Origin of the sequence: Pseudoalteromonas sp. APC 3250 (assembly GCF_030407915.1) — a bacterium.
Classification (GTDB): Bacteria; Pseudomonadota; Gammaproteobacteria; order Enterobacterales; family Alteromonadaceae; genus Pseudoalteromonas; species Pseudoalteromonas tetraodonis.
In genome coordinates this window covers 100,237-117,855 of sequence record NZ_JASDCM010000012.1, presented here as the reverse complement: position 1 = coordinate 117,855, position 17,619 = coordinate 100,237, and the positions used below count along the sequence as shown (strand labels likewise).

At 41.0% G+C, this 17,619-nt stretch carries 17 protein-coding genes and 4 tRNA genes; 8 read left to right on the top strand and 13 right to left on the bottom strand.

Annotated elements, in window-relative coordinates; all coding sequences use genetic code 11:
• From QL986_RS13210 to murB, 8 genes are all read right to left on the bottom strand, one after another.
• A partial coding sequence (locus tag QL986_RS13210) for a GTP-binding protein (protein WP_033023824.1) occupies nucleotides 1–127 on the bottom strand: 127 nt, incomplete at its 3' end.
• A gap of 135 nt (nucleotides 128–262) precedes the next feature.
• A tRNA-Thr gene (locus QL986_RS13205) sits at nucleotides 263–338 on the bottom strand.
• Between the two features lie 10 nt (nucleotides 339–348).
• Nucleotides 349–423, bottom strand: a tRNA-Gly gene (locus tag QL986_RS13200).
• 46 nt (nucleotides 424–469) lie between these two features.
• A tRNA-Tyr gene (locus tag QL986_RS13195) sits at nucleotides 470–554 on the bottom strand.
• A 39-nt stretch (nucleotides 555–593) separates the two neighbouring features.
• Nucleotides 594–669 (bottom strand) — tRNA-Thr (locus QL986_RS13190).
• 126 nt (nucleotides 670–795) lie between these two features.
• Nucleotides 796–1,494 (bottom strand): type III pantothenate kinase, encoded by a 699-nt coding sequence (locus QL986_RS13185; protein WP_024602234.1) that lies wholly within the window; start codon nucleotides 1,492–1,494, stop codon nucleotides 796–798.
• Nucleotides 1,491–2,483: a bifunctional biotin--[acetyl-CoA-carboxylase] ligase/biotin operon repressor BirA gene (gene birA, locus QL986_RS13180; protein WP_024602235.1), complete on the bottom strand. Its 993-nt coding sequence runs from the start codon at nucleotides 2,481–2,483 to the stop codon at nucleotides 1,491–1,493. The genes QL986_RS13185 and birA overlap by 4 nt, the downstream gene beginning before the upstream one ends.
• Nucleotides 2,480–3,490, bottom strand: coding sequence for a UDP-N-acetylmuramate dehydrogenase (murB, locus tag QL986_RS13175; RefSeq protein WP_096038835.1), 1,011 nt, complete (start codon nucleotides 3,488–3,490; stop codon nucleotides 2,480–2,482). Before murB ends, birA begins: the two co-directional genes overlap by 4 nt.
• 142 nt (nucleotides 3,491–3,632) lie before the next feature.
• Between murB and QL986_RS13170 the strand changes: the two genes are divergently transcribed.
• Nucleotides 3,633–5,474, top strand: coding sequence for a M1 family metallopeptidase (locus tag QL986_RS13170; protein WP_290191627.1), 1,842 nt, complete (start codon nucleotides 3,633–3,635; stop codon nucleotides 5,472–5,474).
• A gap of 57 nt (nucleotides 5,475–5,531) precedes the next feature.
• Here QL986_RS13170 and QL986_RS13165 read toward each other — a convergent pair whose 3' ends face one another.
• Entirely contained in the window at nucleotides 5,532–6,134 is a 603-nt protein-coding gene (locus tag QL986_RS13165; protein WP_013466184.1) for a DUF2057 domain-containing protein, read from the bottom strand.
• A gap of 92 nt (nucleotides 6,135–6,226) precedes the next feature.
• Between QL986_RS13165 and QL986_RS13160 the strand changes: the two genes are divergently transcribed.
• The 3 genes from QL986_RS13160 to QL986_RS13150 all read left to right on the top strand — a co-directional run bounded on the left by QL986_RS13160 (nucleotide 6,227) and on the right by QL986_RS13150 (nucleotide 9,705).
• Nucleotides 6,227–6,598, top strand: coding sequence for a histidine triad nucleotide-binding protein (locus tag QL986_RS13160; protein WP_013466185.1), 372 nt, complete (start codon nucleotides 6,227–6,229; stop codon nucleotides 6,596–6,598).
• Between the two features lie 213 nt (nucleotides 6,599–6,811).
• Nucleotides 6,812–7,468: a response regulator transcription factor gene (locus QL986_RS13155; RefSeq protein ID WP_008108518.1), complete on the top strand. Its 657-nt coding sequence runs from the start codon at nucleotides 6,812–6,814 to the stop codon at nucleotides 7,466–7,468.
• Nucleotides 7,469–7,548: 80 nt separating this feature from the next.
• Nucleotides 7,549–9,705, top strand: coding sequence for a response regulator (locus QL986_RS13150; protein WP_013466186.1), 2,157 nt, complete (start codon nucleotides 7,549–7,551; stop codon nucleotides 9,703–9,705).
• Between the two features lie 96 nt (nucleotides 9,706–9,801).
• On the opposite strand, the gene QL986_RS13145 is transcribed toward QL986_RS13150, so the two are convergent.
• From QL986_RS13145 to QL986_RS13135, 3 genes are read right to left on the bottom strand one after another with little or no spacing between them, the layout of a single operon-like run.
• Nucleotides 9,802–11,226 carry a mannose-1-phosphate guanylyltransferase/mannose-6-phosphate isomerase gene (locus QL986_RS13145; protein WP_090495071.1) on the bottom strand — a complete coding sequence of 475 codons (1,425 nt, stop codon included), beginning with the start codon at nucleotides 11,224–11,226 and terminating at the stop codon, nucleotides 9,802–9,804.
• A gap of 58 nt (nucleotides 11,227–11,284) precedes the next feature.
• A complete protein-coding gene (locus QL986_RS13140; RefSeq protein WP_290191626.1) occupies nucleotides 11,285–12,058 on the bottom strand; it encodes an amidohydrolase in 774 nt (257 codons plus the stop codon).
• On the bottom strand, nucleotides 12,046–13,188 hold the full coding sequence (locus tag QL986_RS13135; protein ID WP_290191625.1) for a methionine aminotransferase: 1,143 nt from the start codon (nucleotides 13,186–13,188) through the stop codon (nucleotides 12,046–12,048). The genes QL986_RS13140 and QL986_RS13135 overlap by 13 nt, the downstream gene beginning before the upstream one ends.
• A 107-nt stretch (nucleotides 13,189–13,295) precedes the next feature.
• Here QL986_RS13135 and QL986_RS13130 point away from each other — a divergent pair, with 107 nt between their 5' ends.
• The 3 genes from QL986_RS13130 to QL986_RS13120 are packed head-to-tail and all read left to right on the top strand — an operon-like array spanning nucleotide 13,296 to nucleotide 15,135.
• Nucleotides 13,296–13,913: a methylthioribulose 1-phosphate dehydratase gene (locus QL986_RS13130; protein WP_013466190.1), complete on the top strand. Its 618-nt coding sequence runs from the start codon at nucleotides 13,296–13,298 to the stop codon at nucleotides 13,911–13,913.
• Nucleotides 13,910–14,596 (top strand): acireductone synthase, encoded by a 687-nt coding sequence (gene mtnC / locus QL986_RS13125; protein ID WP_290191624.1) that lies wholly within the window; start codon nucleotides 13,910–13,912, stop codon nucleotides 14,594–14,596. Before QL986_RS13130 ends, mtnC begins: the two co-directional genes overlap by 4 nt.
• Entirely contained in the window at nucleotides 14,593–15,135 is a 543-nt protein-coding gene (locus QL986_RS13120) for an acireductone dioxygenase (RefSeq protein WP_290191623.1), read from the top strand. The genes mtnC and QL986_RS13120 overlap by 4 nt, the downstream gene beginning before the upstream one ends.
• A gap of 63 nt (nucleotides 15,136–15,198) precedes the next feature.
• On the opposite strand, the gene mtnA is transcribed toward QL986_RS13120, so the two are convergent.
• A complete protein-coding gene (gene mtnA, locus QL986_RS13115; RefSeq protein WP_290191622.1) occupies nucleotides 15,199–16,224 on the bottom strand; it encodes an S-methyl-5-thioribose-1-phosphate isomerase in 1,026 nt (341 codons plus the stop codon).
• Nucleotides 16,225–16,354: 130 nt separating this feature from the next.
• On the opposite strand from mtnA, the gene mtnK reads away from it, so the two are divergent.
• Nucleotides 16,355–17,572 (top strand): S-methyl-5-thioribose kinase, encoded by a 1,218-nt coding sequence (mtnK, locus tag QL986_RS13110; protein ID WP_290191621.1) that lies wholly within the window; start codon nucleotides 16,355–16,357, stop codon nucleotides 17,570–17,572.
• Nucleotides 17,573–17,619 lie beyond the last annotated feature (47 nt).

The window sequence follows — 17,619 nt, the reverse complement described above, 5'->3', positions numbered from 1 at the left end:
CACCGCCGTATACTTTTGCAAGTACGTTAGTGATTGCTGCAGTTAGTGTAGTTTTACCGTGGTCAACGTGGCCGATTGTACCAACGTTTACGTGCGGTTTTACGCGTTCAAACTTTTCTTTTGCCATGACGGAACCTATCAGTTTTGTGTATCTAGATTACATATGAAAATAATCCACCATAGGTAGATTAAGTTAATTTTTTCAAATTTCAAATAGTTTTTTCTGACAGATAAAGGAAGTGTTTAAGGCGATTCGATTGACTGGTGCTGATAGGCAGATTTGAACTGCCGACCTCACCCTTACCAAGGGTGCGCTCTACCAACTGAGCTATATCAGCATCATCAAATTGGAGCGGGCAGCGGGAATCGAACCCGCATCATCAGCTTGGAAGGCTGAGGTAATAGCCATTATACGATGCCCGCTTTAAGGAACCTGTTCTTAAACTACCTCTAACCGTCTAGAATAAAGTGGTGGAGGGAGCTGGATTCGAACCAGCGAAGGCTGAGCCGTCAGATTTACAGTCTGATCCCTTTGGCCGCTCGGGAACCCCTCCACGATAATTCTTTACTAAGCACTTCCGGTAAAAGGAAAGTGGTGCCGACTAACCGAGTCGAACGGTTGACCTACTGATTACAAGTCAGTTGCTCTACCAGCTGAGCTAAGTCGGCACTGCTTTAGTACGGGGCGAGATTCTAGAGTAAGGTTTATTGGGATGCAACCAAAAAATTAAAAAAAATGTGATTTAATGCTTCAAATGCTCACTATTCGCGCAAAAAGCTGTTTTTTTGTTGTTTTTAACTCTTTTTAGCTAACTCATACCAGTAATTTAAGCCTTTCATTACTAGCATTGGGTCGAAAATACTCTGTGAAAAATGCCCTTGTAACAGCTGACCATAACCACCCGCAAAAATTAAGAGGCTATTTTTTGTCTTTAAATGCAATCTTGCTTGCTCAATGGCACCCATAGTTGCCACTAAGGCTCCGTTTTTTAACCCATTAGGGGTGTTTTTTCCAAGCTCATTAGCAAATGGCGTGTTTGCATCATCAAATACCCGCTGAGTATTTTGAGTGAGTGATGAGGTCATTAAATCAAGCCCAGGTAATATCCAGCCTCCTAGATGCTGCCCATCATTATTGAGAACGTCTATAGTAGTAGCCGTGCCAGCATCAACAACAATAGCAGCCGTATTAGGGTAAAGCGTATAACCGCTAATAAGCGCCAACCATCTATCTATACCCAAATTACCTACTTGCTGATACGCGCAGCGCAACCCACCAAGCTCACTACTAACCGTAGCCTCAAAACAATCAATATTATGCGTTTTGGCTTGCGCTAATAATTGTTTAAGTAACTCGCTACGACCAACACAAGCGTAAATAACAACCGTAATTTGCTGCCATGAAATATTATTAATATCACATGGCTGTATTTGCCCGTTTTCCCACAATACGGCTTTGAGTGAAGTATTACCTACATCAATTAACAATCTCATGCTTGCGCCTTTCTTAATGAAATCTCGCCGCCATAATAACTTTTTACTTCGCCGTCTTGGCGAATACGTACACCACCGTGCGCATCTATACCTTCACAAATGCCACGCCAACTACGATGCCCAGTATTAAGCTCTACCTGCTCGCCTGCAAACGCATTTAATGCATTCCATTGTTGATACATAGTTTGTAAGCCGTTCTCGCGATATTGCGCTAAGCGCTGCTCTAACCAATAAGTTAATGAAGCTACTAATTGATTTTTATCTAGCTGCTGGGTGTGCTGACTTAAATCTGTCCATGCTTGGTCAATGTGCTGACTTGCACTTTGTGGCATATTTAAATTAATACCAATTCCTATCACCAACTGACAGGGCCCTTGTGGTTGCCCGTCTAATTCAACTAATACGCCAGCGAGCTTTTGTTTGTTTATGTAAATGTCGTTTGGCCACTTTAACTCTACATCAATACCATAAAGTGCTTTTATCGCATCATACACCGCTAAACCAACCGCAATCGATACACCCATAGCGGCTTGTAAACCATCATCTAATCGCCAAAAATAGCTGTAGTATAAGTTGGCACCAAATGGCGATTGCCATACACGCCCTCGACGCCCCCGACCTGCTTGCTGCATTTCGGCAACGATTACCGTGCCCGACTGAAGTGGTGTTTTAGCCTGAATGCGGCGCATTAGTTCGCTGTTGGTTGAATCAATGAGCGGCTGCACTTCAATATTAGCGGTATTTTGCCCTAACTCAGCATAAAGCTGTTGTATTTTTTCCTGATTAAGTAATCCTACTTGGTTATTTAAGCAATAGCCTTTACCTGTAACTTTAAATACATCTAAGCCCATAGCTTGTAGGCTTTGAATGTGTTTACTAACAGCGGCACGACTAATTCCTAATTCCTCTCCTAAAGCTTGCCCAGAGACAAACCCGCCTTTATTAAGCGCATTTAAAATAGCCAGCTTGTTTCCATCAGGTGCTTTCATGCTGATTGCTCCAAAGAGATATGGCATTCATTGTGTTGATCAATTAACCGCACTTCGTGTTCTAAGTTTATGTTATAGCGCGCTAAAACAGTGTTTTGAATATGGGTGATCATGCTGATCAAATCATCCCCTGTACTGTGACCATGGTTAACGAGCACCAAAGCTTGCTGCTGATGCACTTCAATACCGGCAATCTTATATCCCTTTAATCCCGCTTGCTCTATTAACCACCCCGCTGCAACTTTATGATGACCGGCTCCGTGTGGGTAATGAGGTAACTCAGGAAACTGCGCAAGTAACGGCACTAACGCAGCATTCGTAATAATGGGGTTTTTAAAAAAACTCCCAGCATTAGCTAGTTTATAAGGGTCTGGGAGTTTGCTATTGCGTGTTTGTATCACCTGCTCACATACTTGCTGTGGCGTCGGGTTTTTTAGTTGTTGTAGCGGTCCATAACTGAGTACTGGTTGCCATATTTTTGGCAGTTTAAAGTGCACTTGGGTGATCACCGCTTTATTTTTTAACGCGTGTTTAAAAACCGATTCACGATAAGCAAAGTGGCATTGCTGATTAGTTAAAGATTTGAAGCAGTTGCTATTAATATCAAAATAGTCAACAGCTTCTATAAATTGTGCTATTTCTAAACCGTAGGCACCAATATTTTGCACTGGCGCAGCACCGACTGTGCCAGGTATGAGTGCTAAATTTTCAAACCCTGCTATGCTTTGCTCAAGCAAGTAAGTCACTAATTGATGCCAATTTTCACCGGCAGCCGCACTGACTAAAAAATCATTTTCCCGTTCAGTAATATTAATTCCTTGGGTCGCCATTTTAATAACCGTGCCAGCATAATCATTTAAAAAAATGGTATTACTGCCCTCCCCTAACAGACAAAAAGGCGCGTTAAAGCTCTGAGTTTGAAGCTGCGCTGAGTCGGTGATCTCAATAAAATTTTGGCATTGGCTACTTAATGCAAATGTATGTAGGGGTTGTAATGAGTGCGCCACAAGGGTCCTAAAGGTACCAGTAATTAATCGCTCTAGTTTAACTCATCGTCGCAAATTGCGCATCAGCTTGTAAAAATTGTTCAACCCACTGTGGCAATCATGTTATAAAACGGGTACTTTTTTATTTGTACTCAAGGTAATTATGAAAATCAAACCTCTTTTTTTAAGCCTCGCTATGGCCGGTATGTGCTCGCAAGTAATGGCTAGCGCTATTGATCAAAATTCCTACGCCAACCTTGATGATGTTATCACCACGCATTTAAACCTTGATTTAGACATCGACTTTGCTGATAAGCAATTGGAAGGTTTTGTTGAGCATACGCTACAGTGGCAAAACGCGAAAAGCACAAAGCTAGTACTTGATACCCGCGATCTTGATATTGATAAAGTGATGTATCAAACAGCCAATGGCAATTGGCATAAAGCCAGTTTTAACCTTGCTAATCGCGACGATGTTAAAGGCTCAAAACTAACCATTACATTTAAAAGCCAAGCTGAAAAAGTCCGTATTTACTACAACAGTCGCCCAGAAGCGTCGGGCTTACAGTGGTTAACGCCAGAGCAAACAGCCAGTAAAACGCACCCGTTTATGTATAGTCAATCGCAAGCGATACATGCACGTAGTTGGATCCCTGTGCAAGATACCCCAGCAATGCGTGTGACTTATTCTGCACGTATTCATACCCCTGAAGATGTGCGTGCGGTAATGAGTGCCGATAATAAAGATGCCCTTTATAAAGACGGTGATTACCACTTCAATATGCCACAAGCAATTTCGCCTTACCTAATTGCGATTGGTGCTGGTAACTTAGAATTTAAAGCGATGTCTAAACAAACCGGTATTTTTGCTGAACCGACTATTTTGGATGCCTCAGTTGCTGAGTTTAATGACACCCAAGCGATGATCGACAAAACCAATGCGATGTACGGCGACTATGCATGGGGTCGCTATGACTTACTTATGCTACCGCCTAGCTTCCCATTTGGTGGCATGGAAAACCCGCGTCTATCATTTATTACCCCAACCGTTGTTGCTGGCGATAAAAGCCTAGTTAACCTGATTGCACATGAGCTTGCTCACTCTTGGTCTGGTAACTTAGTAACCAATGCCACATGGGAAGACTTATGGTTAAACGAAGGATTTACCTCTTACGTTGAAAACCGCATTATGGAAGAAGTATTTGGTCGCGACCGTGCAGTAATGGAGCAAGCGCTTGATGCTGCTGGTCTGCGTGCGCAACTTAAAACCATTGATGCACCAGACACTCGCCTTAATTTAAAACTTAATGGCCGCGATCCGGATGATGCGTTTAGCTCAGTGCCTTACACAAAGGGTCAGCTATTTTTAATCTACCTAGAAGAAAAATATGGCCGTGATAAGTTTGATGACTTTGTTAAAACTTACTTTAATGAATTTGCGTTTAAATCGCTAACCACTGCGCAATTTGTGACTTACATCAAAGCTAACTTAATTGAAAAGTACCCTGGTGTAGTGAGCATGGATAAAGTGAACGAGTGGATTTTTGAGCCAGGTTTACCAAGTGATGCACCTAACCCTACCTCTGATGCGTTCGATAAAGTAGATGCTGCAACACAAGCATGGTTAAAGGGGGATACAACTGCCGCACAATTACCTACTGCAAATTGGACAGTGCATGAGTGGCTGCACTTTTTAAATAACCTACCGCGCGATTTAAGCATTGAAAAAATGACTGAATTAGACGGCGAGTTTAACTTAACCCAATCAACTAACGCAGAACGCGCATTTGCATGGTACATGCTAGCAGTGGGTAACGGTTACCAACCGATTTACCCTGCGCTTGATAAACACTTATCGGGTATTGGTCGTCGTAAGCTAATAGTGCCACTTTACAAAGCACTTATTACACATGGTAAAAAAGGCTGGGCACAAAGCGTGTACTTAAAAGCACGTCCGGGTTATCACCCACTTGCACAAGGTACCATTGACGCGTTATTTGAATAAATAATAGCGTTACCAATAAACTAAAAAGGGCCAATTTGGCCCTTTTTTAATGCTTAATTATTTTGTTACTTTATCTAAAAAAGCCTGCCTTTCAGCGAGCGTTGCTTGTTGCCACCAAAAGTCGAGCATATTTGCCGCACTTGGCATGCCTTTTCCATTAATTGGCGTAATCGGTTTAATGGGACGACTCGGTTTTTGCGGGCCCGCTGGGGTTGCTGTTGTTTGCTGGTTAAACTGTGCGCTTTGAACTTGTCGTTCGGCAATAATATTTAATGGCTTAGCTAAGGTGCTGCCTTTTGCTTTTAAACTCACTTGCGGTGCCTCAGCAAATACTTTTGCCGCTACCGCATTTTCAGCACGATTAAATACTAAGGTGTAATCTTTACCCGCTTCAATGGTTACATTCACCCAAAAAGGTTCTGACTCAATCACTTCATGATCGTCATAACCTAAGTCATATAAATCTGTGTATTTAAGTTTTAGCTGATAAGTACCCGGTGCTAATTCAACATCATCAACACGACTAAAAAGCGAACTTTCAATTATTCGTTCACCCACTTGCAAAGGAACAAATTCCTCAGGAAAGTGAATATTTTCTGCCAAACTCGATGCACTCACTAAGAGCGCCGCTACACTGCCTAATAATATTGATTTACGCATAATTACTCCTTTAGTTGATTTCAGTTTGACACTGCTAGCAAAATTTGTCATTAGTGACACATATATTAATCAAATAAATTAGAGTCATCGTTATGAGCCAAGAGACTATTTTTACTAAAATTATTAATCGCGAAATTCCAGCAGATATTATTTACGAAGACGATGACACGCTAGCGTTTAAAGACATTAATCCTCAAGCGCCATTTCATGTATTAATTATTCCCAAGCAACCAATTGCCACTATAAATGATATAAATAATGAAAACTCACATTTAGTTGGTAATTTATACACGGTCGCCGCAAAACTGGCCAAGCAACACAACTTTAGCGATGACGGCTACCGCGTTGTGATGAACTGTAATGAACATGGTGGCCAAACTGTGTATCACATACATTTACATATGCTCGCAGGTAAAGAAATGGGCTGGCCTCCATACCAAGAAACTAAAAAAACGGCGCTATAGTGCTTAGTTAAATCTTAGATTAGTTTAAAAAAATCAAAAATACGGCGTTTTTCTTACTACACGAAAAAAAACAATTACTTATTTGCAACATTTTATGTTTAAATAATCGGAAATCGCACCTTTTCTCCAGTGAAATAATGATTTTCTAATACAAAAGGTGTGTAGGGATTGTGGTAAAATTAATTAGCCAGCTTTATAAAAGAGTAAAAAAACATGAGCAGTTCAGCCTTTTTGTTGTTAGATGAAGAACCAATTAACACTATTGGTATTAACGTTTTAGAGCCATTGTTAAAAACGCAAGGCCTTGACGTAACTACGGGTACAAATATTTTAGATGTTCCGGTAGGTACTCGCTTATTGTTCATTGAAACATCAAGTAAAGACGCATGGACAAAGCTAAAAGAGCAACTCGTTAATTTACGCATCAAGTGCGATATTGTGTTGTTCAATTTAGATGAAAACCCAGAGCTTGCTAATCGCGCATTACTTAGCGGTATTCGTGGTGTATTTTACACCACAGATAATGCCGATGTACTCATGAAAGGGATTCGTTTATTACTCGAAGATCAGCTTTGGTATCGTCGTGACATTATGTGTAATGCGCTTAACCGCATGCTGCAATTTAATAAAGATGCCCTGCATAAGCTAACTGATGGTGATATTGAACCAATAAAGCTAACGAAGCGTGAAAAAGCAATTATCTCGTTAATGAGTAATGGTTCTAAAAATAAAGAAATTGCTGAAGAGTTAAGTATTAGCCCGCATACGGTTAAAACTCATTTATACAGTGCATTTAGAAAAACTAAATGTCGTAACCGTATTGAATTACTTTCTTGGGCACAACAAAACATTCCTGACGAAATTCGTTAACGTTTGTTTGAATAAATACCATACAGGCACTTTAAGTGCCTGTTTTTATATCTTCTTTAAAAAACGCTATTGGGGTCTTAATGCTCGACTCATTTACGCTTTATTTTGCCAGTATCGCCGTTATGACAGTGATGACGCTACTGAACTTTTTAACCTGGCGTACCAATAAGCATGTTCCCGGCACGTTACTTTATATTTTCTATCCTTTACTGCTATTAGCTGCCATTGTTAGTTTTGCGCTAATAGGCAAAATTCCTGATCAGATTGCCATTACCCTTGCTAATAACATGATGTTTTTAGCCTCTATTGTGCATTGTTTGTCACTGAGTCAATTTTTAAATTATCATGGTCGTGGCCTTAAGTTTGTTTGCCTATTTACAGCGCTCAGCGCTTTGCTGCTTGTTTATTTCACATTTTTACAGCCCTCAATGCGCTCACGGGTATATATTTCTGATTTGCAGCATATTGTAGAGGCCACTTTTTTATTATTTATATTTATAAAATATGCGCGAAAACCCTACCCTAACGCCAGTATTGTTTACATAATTATTTTAACTTTAGTTGCAGCAAGTTTTATTACCCGAAGCCTATTTATGGATGACATTGCACAACAGGATGCCATTTTAAATTCATGGTTTAACTCACTGTTATTTTTAAATAGTGTTATTGCCCCCATGTTCTATGCTGCAGGTATGGCGTTGTTATGTAATGAGCGCAGGGAATTACGACTTAATAAACTCACCGAAAAAGCTCATAAAGATTTAGAAATTCGCGGACTGTTTTTATCCACCATCAGCCATGAAATACGCACACCACTAAACGGCATATTAGGCAGTGCACAACTGGTATTAAATCAAACCAGCGACAGCCGTAACAAAGCCTATTGTGAGGCCATTATCAACTCAGCTGAGTCACTCAACTTACTGGTAGATAAAGTGCTGGAATATGCAAGCTTAGATCAGCACGACGAAGCCCTGTACGAAGAAGACATAGAGTTTAAAACGTGGCTGCAAAACTTATGTTTGCTGTTAAGCCCTCTGGCCGAACAAAAACAACTTAAATTTGAGCTCGCCTGTAATATCCCCGACAAAGCCTGTTACTACTGCGACCAACAAAAACTCAGACAAATTATTATTAACCTTGTCGGTAATGCGATTAAATTTACCGATACGGGGATGGTAAAAGTACAAATAGACTTAATTAATGAAACCCAGCTAGATCATACCCTTAAAGTAAGCGTACTCGATTCAGGCCCTGGTATTGAAAAAGATGAAATTGATTATTTAACTGAGCCCTACATTCAAAGCAGTGCCGGTAAAGAAAAAGGCGGAACAGGTCTAGGACTAGCTATAACCAGTCGCCTTCTCGATAAAATTAATAGCCAGCTAGAAATTACCAGTGAGCTGGGAGTAGGCAGTGTATTTAGCTTTAACATGACGTTAGCTATTGGTGAGCTTAGTCTCGTAGAGCAACGCCATCAAAGTAAGGACTATTTAACCGGACTCGATGTATTACTTGTTGAAGATTTAGATCTGAACCAAAAAATTGCCGTTGAATTTATGGCTGACGACGAGCATAAAATTAAGCTCGCTAAAGATGGCAAAAGTGCGATTGAGTTGATGAAAAAATACCACTTTGATGTGGTGCTACTTGATATGAACTTACCCGATTTAACAGGGCAACAGGTACTAAAAACTCTCAAACGGGTGGAGCATAAAAATCAGCGAACGCCGGTGCTGGCCTTTACTGCCAGTTTGAGCCCTGATGAAATAAAAGAATACTTAGCACTGGGTATTAAAGACATTGTTGGCAAGCCATTAAAGCAAGAGAAACTACGCCAAGCATTGAGTGATTCACAGTCAACACAAACAGCTAATATTGCTGTCGAGCTGATTGATACGTTATACGATGAAACCGCAACAGACACCCTGACAAGCTCTTTTAGTATTGATGAAGTATCTTCTATCTATAATGAATTTATTCTTTCTGCTCGTAATAAGCTGAGCCGTTGCCAAGCTTTATTAGAGCAAGACACCGAGCAATGCATTAAGTTATTACATCGCCAAGCTAGCACCGCTATGCAACTTGGTTTTAATAGCTATGGACTAGCTCTAAAAAAAATTGAGCGACGCTTACTAGATAAAAAACCATTAAATAACTCGTTAAATGAAGCCAGCACACTGTGGCAACACAGTTTAGAGGCGTATTTAAAGTATGTACGGCAAGGACTAGGGTAAAAACGGGCTACGGGCTACGGGCTACGGGCTACGGGCTACGGGCTACCAAGTTTTACTGCAGTGACAAATAATCAAGCATTTTCACTATTTATACTGTTATTTTCTGCCGTATATATCGTCAAATCGCTCTATATCGCTTTCATCTAAAATGGCACCCGTTTGCACTTCAATAACAACTAAGGGCTCGGGCTGATTATTCGCTAAACTGTGCAGCTGTTTTGCAGCAATATAACAAGACTGGTCATGGGTCAGCGTTAAGCTTTGCTGGTCAATACATATATCTGCAGTGCCCGACACCACAACCCAATGCTCAGCGCGATGCTGATGACGCTGCGTTGAGAGCCTAGCCCCACTATTAACGGTTATTTTTTTTACTTTAAAACCGATACTTTCTACCAGCGTACGATAATTTCCCCAAGGGCGGTAAACCACCTGATGGTGTGTCAGTTTGTTATTATGTGTTGTTGTCAATTGCTTGAGTAATAACGGGAGGGCATCAAGCGCATTTTGATCAGCAATTAAAGTGGCGTCGTGGGTATGAATAACCGCTAAATCGCTTACCCCTAACGTCGCTATTGTGTGTCCATCTTCGCTAATAACTAAGTTGTTACTACTGTTTTGGGCGATATGTTCTTGGTGTGGGCTATTACCCTGTGGATCTTTTTTACTCAACGCTGCGAGTGCAGAAAAACTACCCACATCGCTCCAATTTAATGCAACGGGCATTACCACCACATTATTACTACGCTCTAAAATAGCATAATCAATCGAGTCACTTGGGCAAGATTCAAGTGCATGAGTATTTGCTCTTGTAAACGCTAAGTCTTGTTTAAAATCAGTGGCACTAGCAACACTTTTAGCTATTTTTGGCGCAAAGCGTTCCAGCTCTTTTAGATATGCAGCGGGAGTAAATAAAAACATTCCACTGTTCCAACTATAACCGCCCTCAGTTAAATAGGTTGATGCAGTTGCTAAATCAGGTTTTTCTTTAAACTGGTCTACCTCAAAGCAAGCAGTACCTATAATTGCTGTGCCCTGTTTGATATAGCCATAACCGGTATGCGGCTCTGTTGGCGTAATTGAAAATGTAACTAATTTACCTTGCTCAGCCAGTGTCACCGCATCAGATAACTGAGCAGTTAATGGCGTAAAATCTTCAATATAATGATCGGCAGGCATCACCAACAAAGGACCTGTAATATTATTTTTTAATGCATAGTGCGCGGCAAGGGCAATGGCTGGTGCGGTATTTTTGCCTTCTGGCTCAAGTACTATGGCATGGGGCTTTGCAAATGCTGCCTGCTGCGCGGCAATAAATCGATGCTGCTCATTACAGACCAAAATAGCGGGATTAAAGTCCTCAGTTGCAACACGCACTAACGTGCTTTGCAATAACGACTGCTGGTTTTTATTATCAAGCAAAGATAAAAACTGCTTTGGCATTGCTTGGCGCGACAGCGGCCAAAGCCGTGTGCCAATGCCGCCAGCTAAAATTACCGGTGTAATAAGGGTTGTATTCATAAAGCCGCCAATAAAAATATCAGCGGCTATTTTAGCACTTTATCGGCTGGGCGCTAATTTATACCAATGTAAAAGCATCAGCATCTAAATGTGCCGGAAATTTAGCTCTAAACTCATCAAGCGGCGCTTTATTTAACATGATTGTTAGTAGTGCTTGCTGGTCGTCATTCGCTTTAATCAGTGGCTCACCTTTAAAGTCATACACTGCAGTTCCACCACTGTGGTCAATACCATTGCCATCTTCACCAACCCGGTTTACGCCAACCACGTAGCATAGGTTTTCCATTGCTCGTGCCATTAATAAAGTGTCCCATACATTGCGCCTTGCTGCTGGCCAATTGGCAATATTTATCATCACGTCGTAGTCATTGTTATTGCGCTGAAACACCGGAAACCGTAAGTCGTAGCATACTTGTGGCAATATTTTAAACCCATTGAGTTCAAACACTTCACGCGTTTGTCCTGCCACTACAAACTCGCCTTCGTTACCTAAACAAAATAAGTGCCGTTTATCGTAATAGCTCACTTCTCCATTTGGTTGTACCCAGTAAAACCGATTCGCTTTTTTACTTCCTTGGGTTACCAATACCGAGCCTGCAATTACCGCATTATAGTGCTTTGCCTGTGCCTTGAGCCAACTCAGTACTGAGCCATTTTCAGCTTCGCCACAGTCAAGGTTAACCGCAAATCCAGTGGCAAAGGTTTCAGGAAGTACAATTAAATCAGGTTGATTGGTGATATTAGCAAGCTGTTTTTCAAACATAGCTAAATTGGCTTTTTTATCGAGCCAATGCAGCGAGCTTTGTAATAATGCGAAGGTTAGAGTTGACATAAAATATGTGCCGCCTCTATTAAGGTTTGATCATTTTTAGCAAAACATAAACGAATAACTTTATCATTGCTTGGTTGCTGATAAAACACGCTCAGTGGAATGGCTGCAACGCCTGCTTGTTCTGCTAACCATTGGCAAAATTCTACGTCATTTAAATCCGATACATCACTGTAATCAAGCAGTAAAAAGTAGGTGCCTTCACTTGGTAAAATGCTAAAGCGGCTATCTTGTAGAGCATTACTGAGCACATCGCGTTTTTGTTGATAAAACTCACTTAGCGCATCCACATGCTCACCTTGCTGTTCTAACATATCGGCGAGTGCATGTTGCGCAGGCGTGAAGCTTGAAAAAGTCACATATTGGTGAATTTTACGAAACTCGACCGCAAGTGTAGCGGGTGCGATGCAGTAACCCATTTTCCAACCAGTGCTATGAAAAGTCTTGCCAAAGCTTGAGATCACAAAGCTGCGAGCAAACAATTCCTCATCTCGTAACACACTTAAATGTGGTTGCTGATCAAAAGTAATATGCTCGTATACTTCATCACTTATCAGGTATAAATCATGCTCGATGACTAAGGCTTTTAGGGCATTAATATCGTGCTGTTTTAACGTTTTACCACTTGGGTTATGTGGAGTGTTGATAATAATAGCCCGCGTTTTGCTATTAATAGCCGCAGCCACCGTTTGCCAGTCAATTACATAACTCGGAGCATGCAGAGCAATATTAACTGACTTACCACCGGCCAATTCAATCGCTGGCTGGTAAGAGTCATAAGCAGGGTCAAATACAATGACTTCATCACCTTCGCGCACTAGCGCTTGAATGGCAACAAACAGCGCCTCGGTTGCCCCTGAGGTTACCGTTACTTGCTGCGCGGCATCTATTTCAACCGCATATTTTCGTTTTGCTAACTGGGCAATTTGTTGCTGCAGGCGCGGTACACCAGATGAAGGTGAATATTGATTAACTCCTTCAAGCACATAATGATTAAGCTGTTTTTTAAGTAGCTCAGGCGCATCAAACTCAGGAAAACCCTGCGATAAATTAATCGCTTCGAATTGATTTGCTAAAGCAGTCATTTGACTAAAAATACTGGTGCCTAAATTTGGCAATTTACTTTCAAACACTGGTTACCCTTAATGATGGTTTTACGCCCAAAGCGATGCTATCATTGCTTAAAACAGAAGTATAGCCGTCTAAAACAAATAGCTTTATGCTCATTAGTGAGGAATGTATGCAAAACAATACCGCTATTTCAGAACTTATTGAAGCCGGAAAATGGGTCAGTCAAAAAGGTTGGGTACCCGCAACAGGTGGAAACTTTTCAGCTCGCACCAGTACGGGCTTTGTAGTCACAGCCAGTGGCCACGACAAAGGCGCGTTAATGCCTGAGCATTTTCTACAATTAAATCATTTAGGTGAGCGTGTTGCAGGGGCAATAAAACCCTCAGCCGAAACACAACTGCATTTGAGCTTGTATCAACTTATTCCTGACGCGCAATATGTTTTGCATACTCACTCGGTAGCGGCAACTGTACTTTCAAATATTATTCAACGCCATCAGCTTGAACTAACCGGCTACGAGATGCAAAAAGCGCTCAGCGGTATTACATCGCACTTAGAATCACTGGCCATCCCTATTTTCGATAACGATCAAGATATAGACCGTTTAAGCCTACTTGTGAGCGACCATCACTTACACTCACCAATTAAGCATGCCGTATTGATCAGAGGTCATGGTTTATATGCTGTTGGCCGTAACATTGATGAAGTTCGCCGCCATTTAGAGGCATTAGAGTTTTTATTTAGTTGCGAGCTAGAACGCTTAAAAATAACAGGAACCGCACTATGATCAAAGCATTGCTAACTGATATTGAAGGCACTATTACGCGTATTTCGTTTGTAAAAGATGTGCTATTTCCTTATGCCGCACAACAACTGCCTGCATTTGTGCGCGGTCACACAGAACAGCCTGAAGTAGCAGAACAAATTAGCGCTGTAAAAGCTGAAATTAACGAGCCTAATGCCGATATCGACACCGTTATTAGCACTTTACTTACTTGGATTGAAGAAGATAAAAAAATAACGCCACTTAAACAATTACAAGGTTTAATTTGGCAAACAGGCTATGAAAACGGTGATTTTACTGGTCACTTATACCCAGATGCTTATCAATTTTTACAACAACAAAAGCAAGCTGGCCAACAGTTATACGTTTATTCGTCGGGCTCTGTGAAAGCACAGCATTTAATTTTTCAGTATTCTGACTTTGGCGATATTCGCTCACTATTTAGTGATTACTTTGATACCAAAGTAGGCGCTAAACAAGCGCCAAGCGCCTATGAAAACATAATAACGCAATTGCCTTTTAACCCAGACGAAGTATTGTTTTTAAGTGATGTAGTTGCAGAGCTTGATGCTGCAAAAACCGTTGGGCTTAAAACTTTACATTTAATTCGCGATGGGCAAGAAAGCTCATCAAAGCACAGCTACATTAACGATTTTAGCCAATTTAAAGCGGAGCATTTAGCATGAGCCAACTCACTATTTTTGCAGATTCTGACGCCAATAATGCACTGCTGACCAGTAGCGACGTTCAAAATATTGCCGCTGAACTTGCTAAGGTTAATGTGCGTTTTGAGCAATGGCAGGCAAATACCGAGATCACTGAAAGCACCAGCAATAATGATATTTTAACTGCCTACAGCGGCGATATTGAACGCTTAAAACAGCAAGGCGGCTATCAAACTGTTGACGTTATATCACTAGCTAAAGGCAACCCTGATGCTTCAGAATTGCGCAAAAAATTTTTATTTGAACACACTCACAGCGAAGACGAAGTACGCTTTTTTGTCAAAGGCCAAGGGTTATTTTGCTTACACATTGGCAGTAAAGTGTACCAAGTACTTTGTCAACAAGGCGATTTGATCTCAGTACCTAAGCTGACCCCTCATTGGTTTGATATGGGTAGCGACCCAGAATTTACCGCTATTCGTCTATTTAACAATACACAAGGTTGGGTAGCACAAAGCACGGAATCACCGATTGCAGAGCAATTTCCATTATTACCGTAATTTAATCATTCAAAACCCTGGTCCACACTAATAAACATAACGTGGACCAAACGCATCGCAAAATTACTTCAGCTTTAAAAGCACGCCACTTTCTACCTGACTTTGGTTATAAACACCGGTATCTAACACCCACCCAGTAACCAAGTTTGCGGGTGTTACGTCAAATGCGGGGTTATATACATTAGCATTAGTGGGAGCCCACAATGCCTCGCCAAAACTACCACTAACACCACGCACTTCTTGTGGATTACGTTGCTCTATTTCTATATCGCTACCTTGGGCAGTATTTACGTCAAGCGTAGTAACCGGTGCCACCACATAAAATGGAATATTATGAAAATGCGCAAGCACCGCTAAATTATAAGTACCGACTTTATTGGCAAAGTCGCCATTAGCAGCAATACGATCAGCCCCTACAACAATTTTATCTACCTTACCTGCAGCCATTAAACTGGCCGCCATATTATCGCAAATTAGCGTGTAAGGTATTTGCCAACGCTCCAATTCAAACGCGGTCAAACGCCCGCCTTGCAGTAAGGGGCGTGTTTCATCCACCCACACATGGACATTGCCATGGACTTGTTGTGCTTTATAAATAACACCCAATGCCGTACCTATGCCCGCAGTGGCTAAAGCGCCGGTATTACAGTGAGTTAATATATTGTCGCCGCTATTTATTAGCTCGGCACCACGTGTTGCCATACGCTCACATAGCTCAATGTCTTCAATAAATAACTGCTCAGCCGTTGCAACAATACTGGCAACATAATCAGTTTGTTTAAGCGCTTGGCGCAACGCCGCCATACAATGCATTAAGTTAACCGCTGTTGGGCGAGTGGCTTCTAGCTCATTTATGGCGGTTGCAAGCGCGTCTCTAGTCATACCTTGCTCAGCTAAATAAGCAATTAATAAACTGGCCCCTAAGCCTATAAGTGGCGCACCACGCACTTTTAAGCTGATGATCAGCTCTTTCATTGTCTCTACAGTGTGGCATTCATGCCACACTTGTTGATGAGGAAGCAAATATTGATCAAGTACGCTCAGCGTACTATTTTCATATTTTAAACTGCTTGCGATTAAATTTTGCATAAGGCTTAAAAGATTAGAAGTGCGTAGGGTTATTTTACACCACTTTGAAGAACTCTCAAGTTGGACTTATAGACATCTAAACATTTAAAAGTATAGAATGCTTAAATGCATCTTTATTGAGAATAAAACCATGACTAACTATGTTGCTTTTAATGCACAGCACGCTATTAATTACATCAATTCGTTAATTGAATCTAATCAATACGACTTTTTTAAGCCGGGGCAAGCGCTTACCGCTTATGAATTTGGTGACGGTAATCTCAACTTAGTATTTAGAATTACGGATGAGCAAAACAACAGTATTATATTAAAGCAAGCTTTACCGTATGCGCGTTGTGTAGGTGAGTCGTGGCCATTAACACTTGATAGAGCACGCATTGAGGCAGAAGTTTTACTTAATCATGGGGCTATTTGCCCTGCGCATACGGTTACTGTTTTACATTACAATAAAGACTTAGCCCTGACCATTTTAGAAGATTTAGGTGATATGCAAATTTTGCGAACAGCGCAAAATAATGCTGAACAATTTTCAAACCTTGCTCACCACGTAGCTGTGTATTTAAGCCAAACGGGCTTTTATAACTCTGACTTTTATTTATTAGCGCAAGATAAAAAAGCACGTATTAGCCAATTTACTAACCCTGAATTGTGCCAAATTACTGAAGATTTATTTTTTAGCGATCCGTACACAGAGCATGAACGCAACAACTATCCGGCACAATTACAAACTGAAGTTGAGGCTATTCGTAAAAACGGGGCATTAAAACTTGAAGTAGCAAAGCTAAAAGCTAACTTTTTATCGAACCCACAAACCTTGTTGCATGGCGATATGCACAGCGGAAGTATTTTTGTTAATCAAACTACCACTAAAATGATCGACCCTGAGTTTGGCTTTTTTGGCCCTATTGGCTTTGATATTGGATCTTTTATCGGTAACTTACTACTAAATTACTGTGCTCAGCACGGTCGCATTGACGACTTTGTAGCACGTCGTAATTATCAAACCCATTTATTAAGTACATTGGTTGAATGCTACGCCACATTTGAACAACAGTGGTTTGAGCTCATAAATAAGCAAACAACTGATGAGACACTTAAAGCTTCAGGCTACGCAGAGTATTTTATGAAACATGTTTTACAAGATGCTATTGGCTACTGTGGCATAGAGCTAATTAGACGCACTATAGGCCTTGCTAATGTAATTGATATAGAAGGCATTACCGATGAGGCCGCACGGTTAAACGTACAAAAACAAACATTAGCACTGGGTGAGCAATTGATTTTAAATGCCCACACTTGCGATACTAAAGACGCGTTTTTCAGCTTGCTAATAAGCCATTTAAATTAGGGTCTGTTTGACCCTAAACTAAGTCTTTATTTTATTAAAAAAGGCGC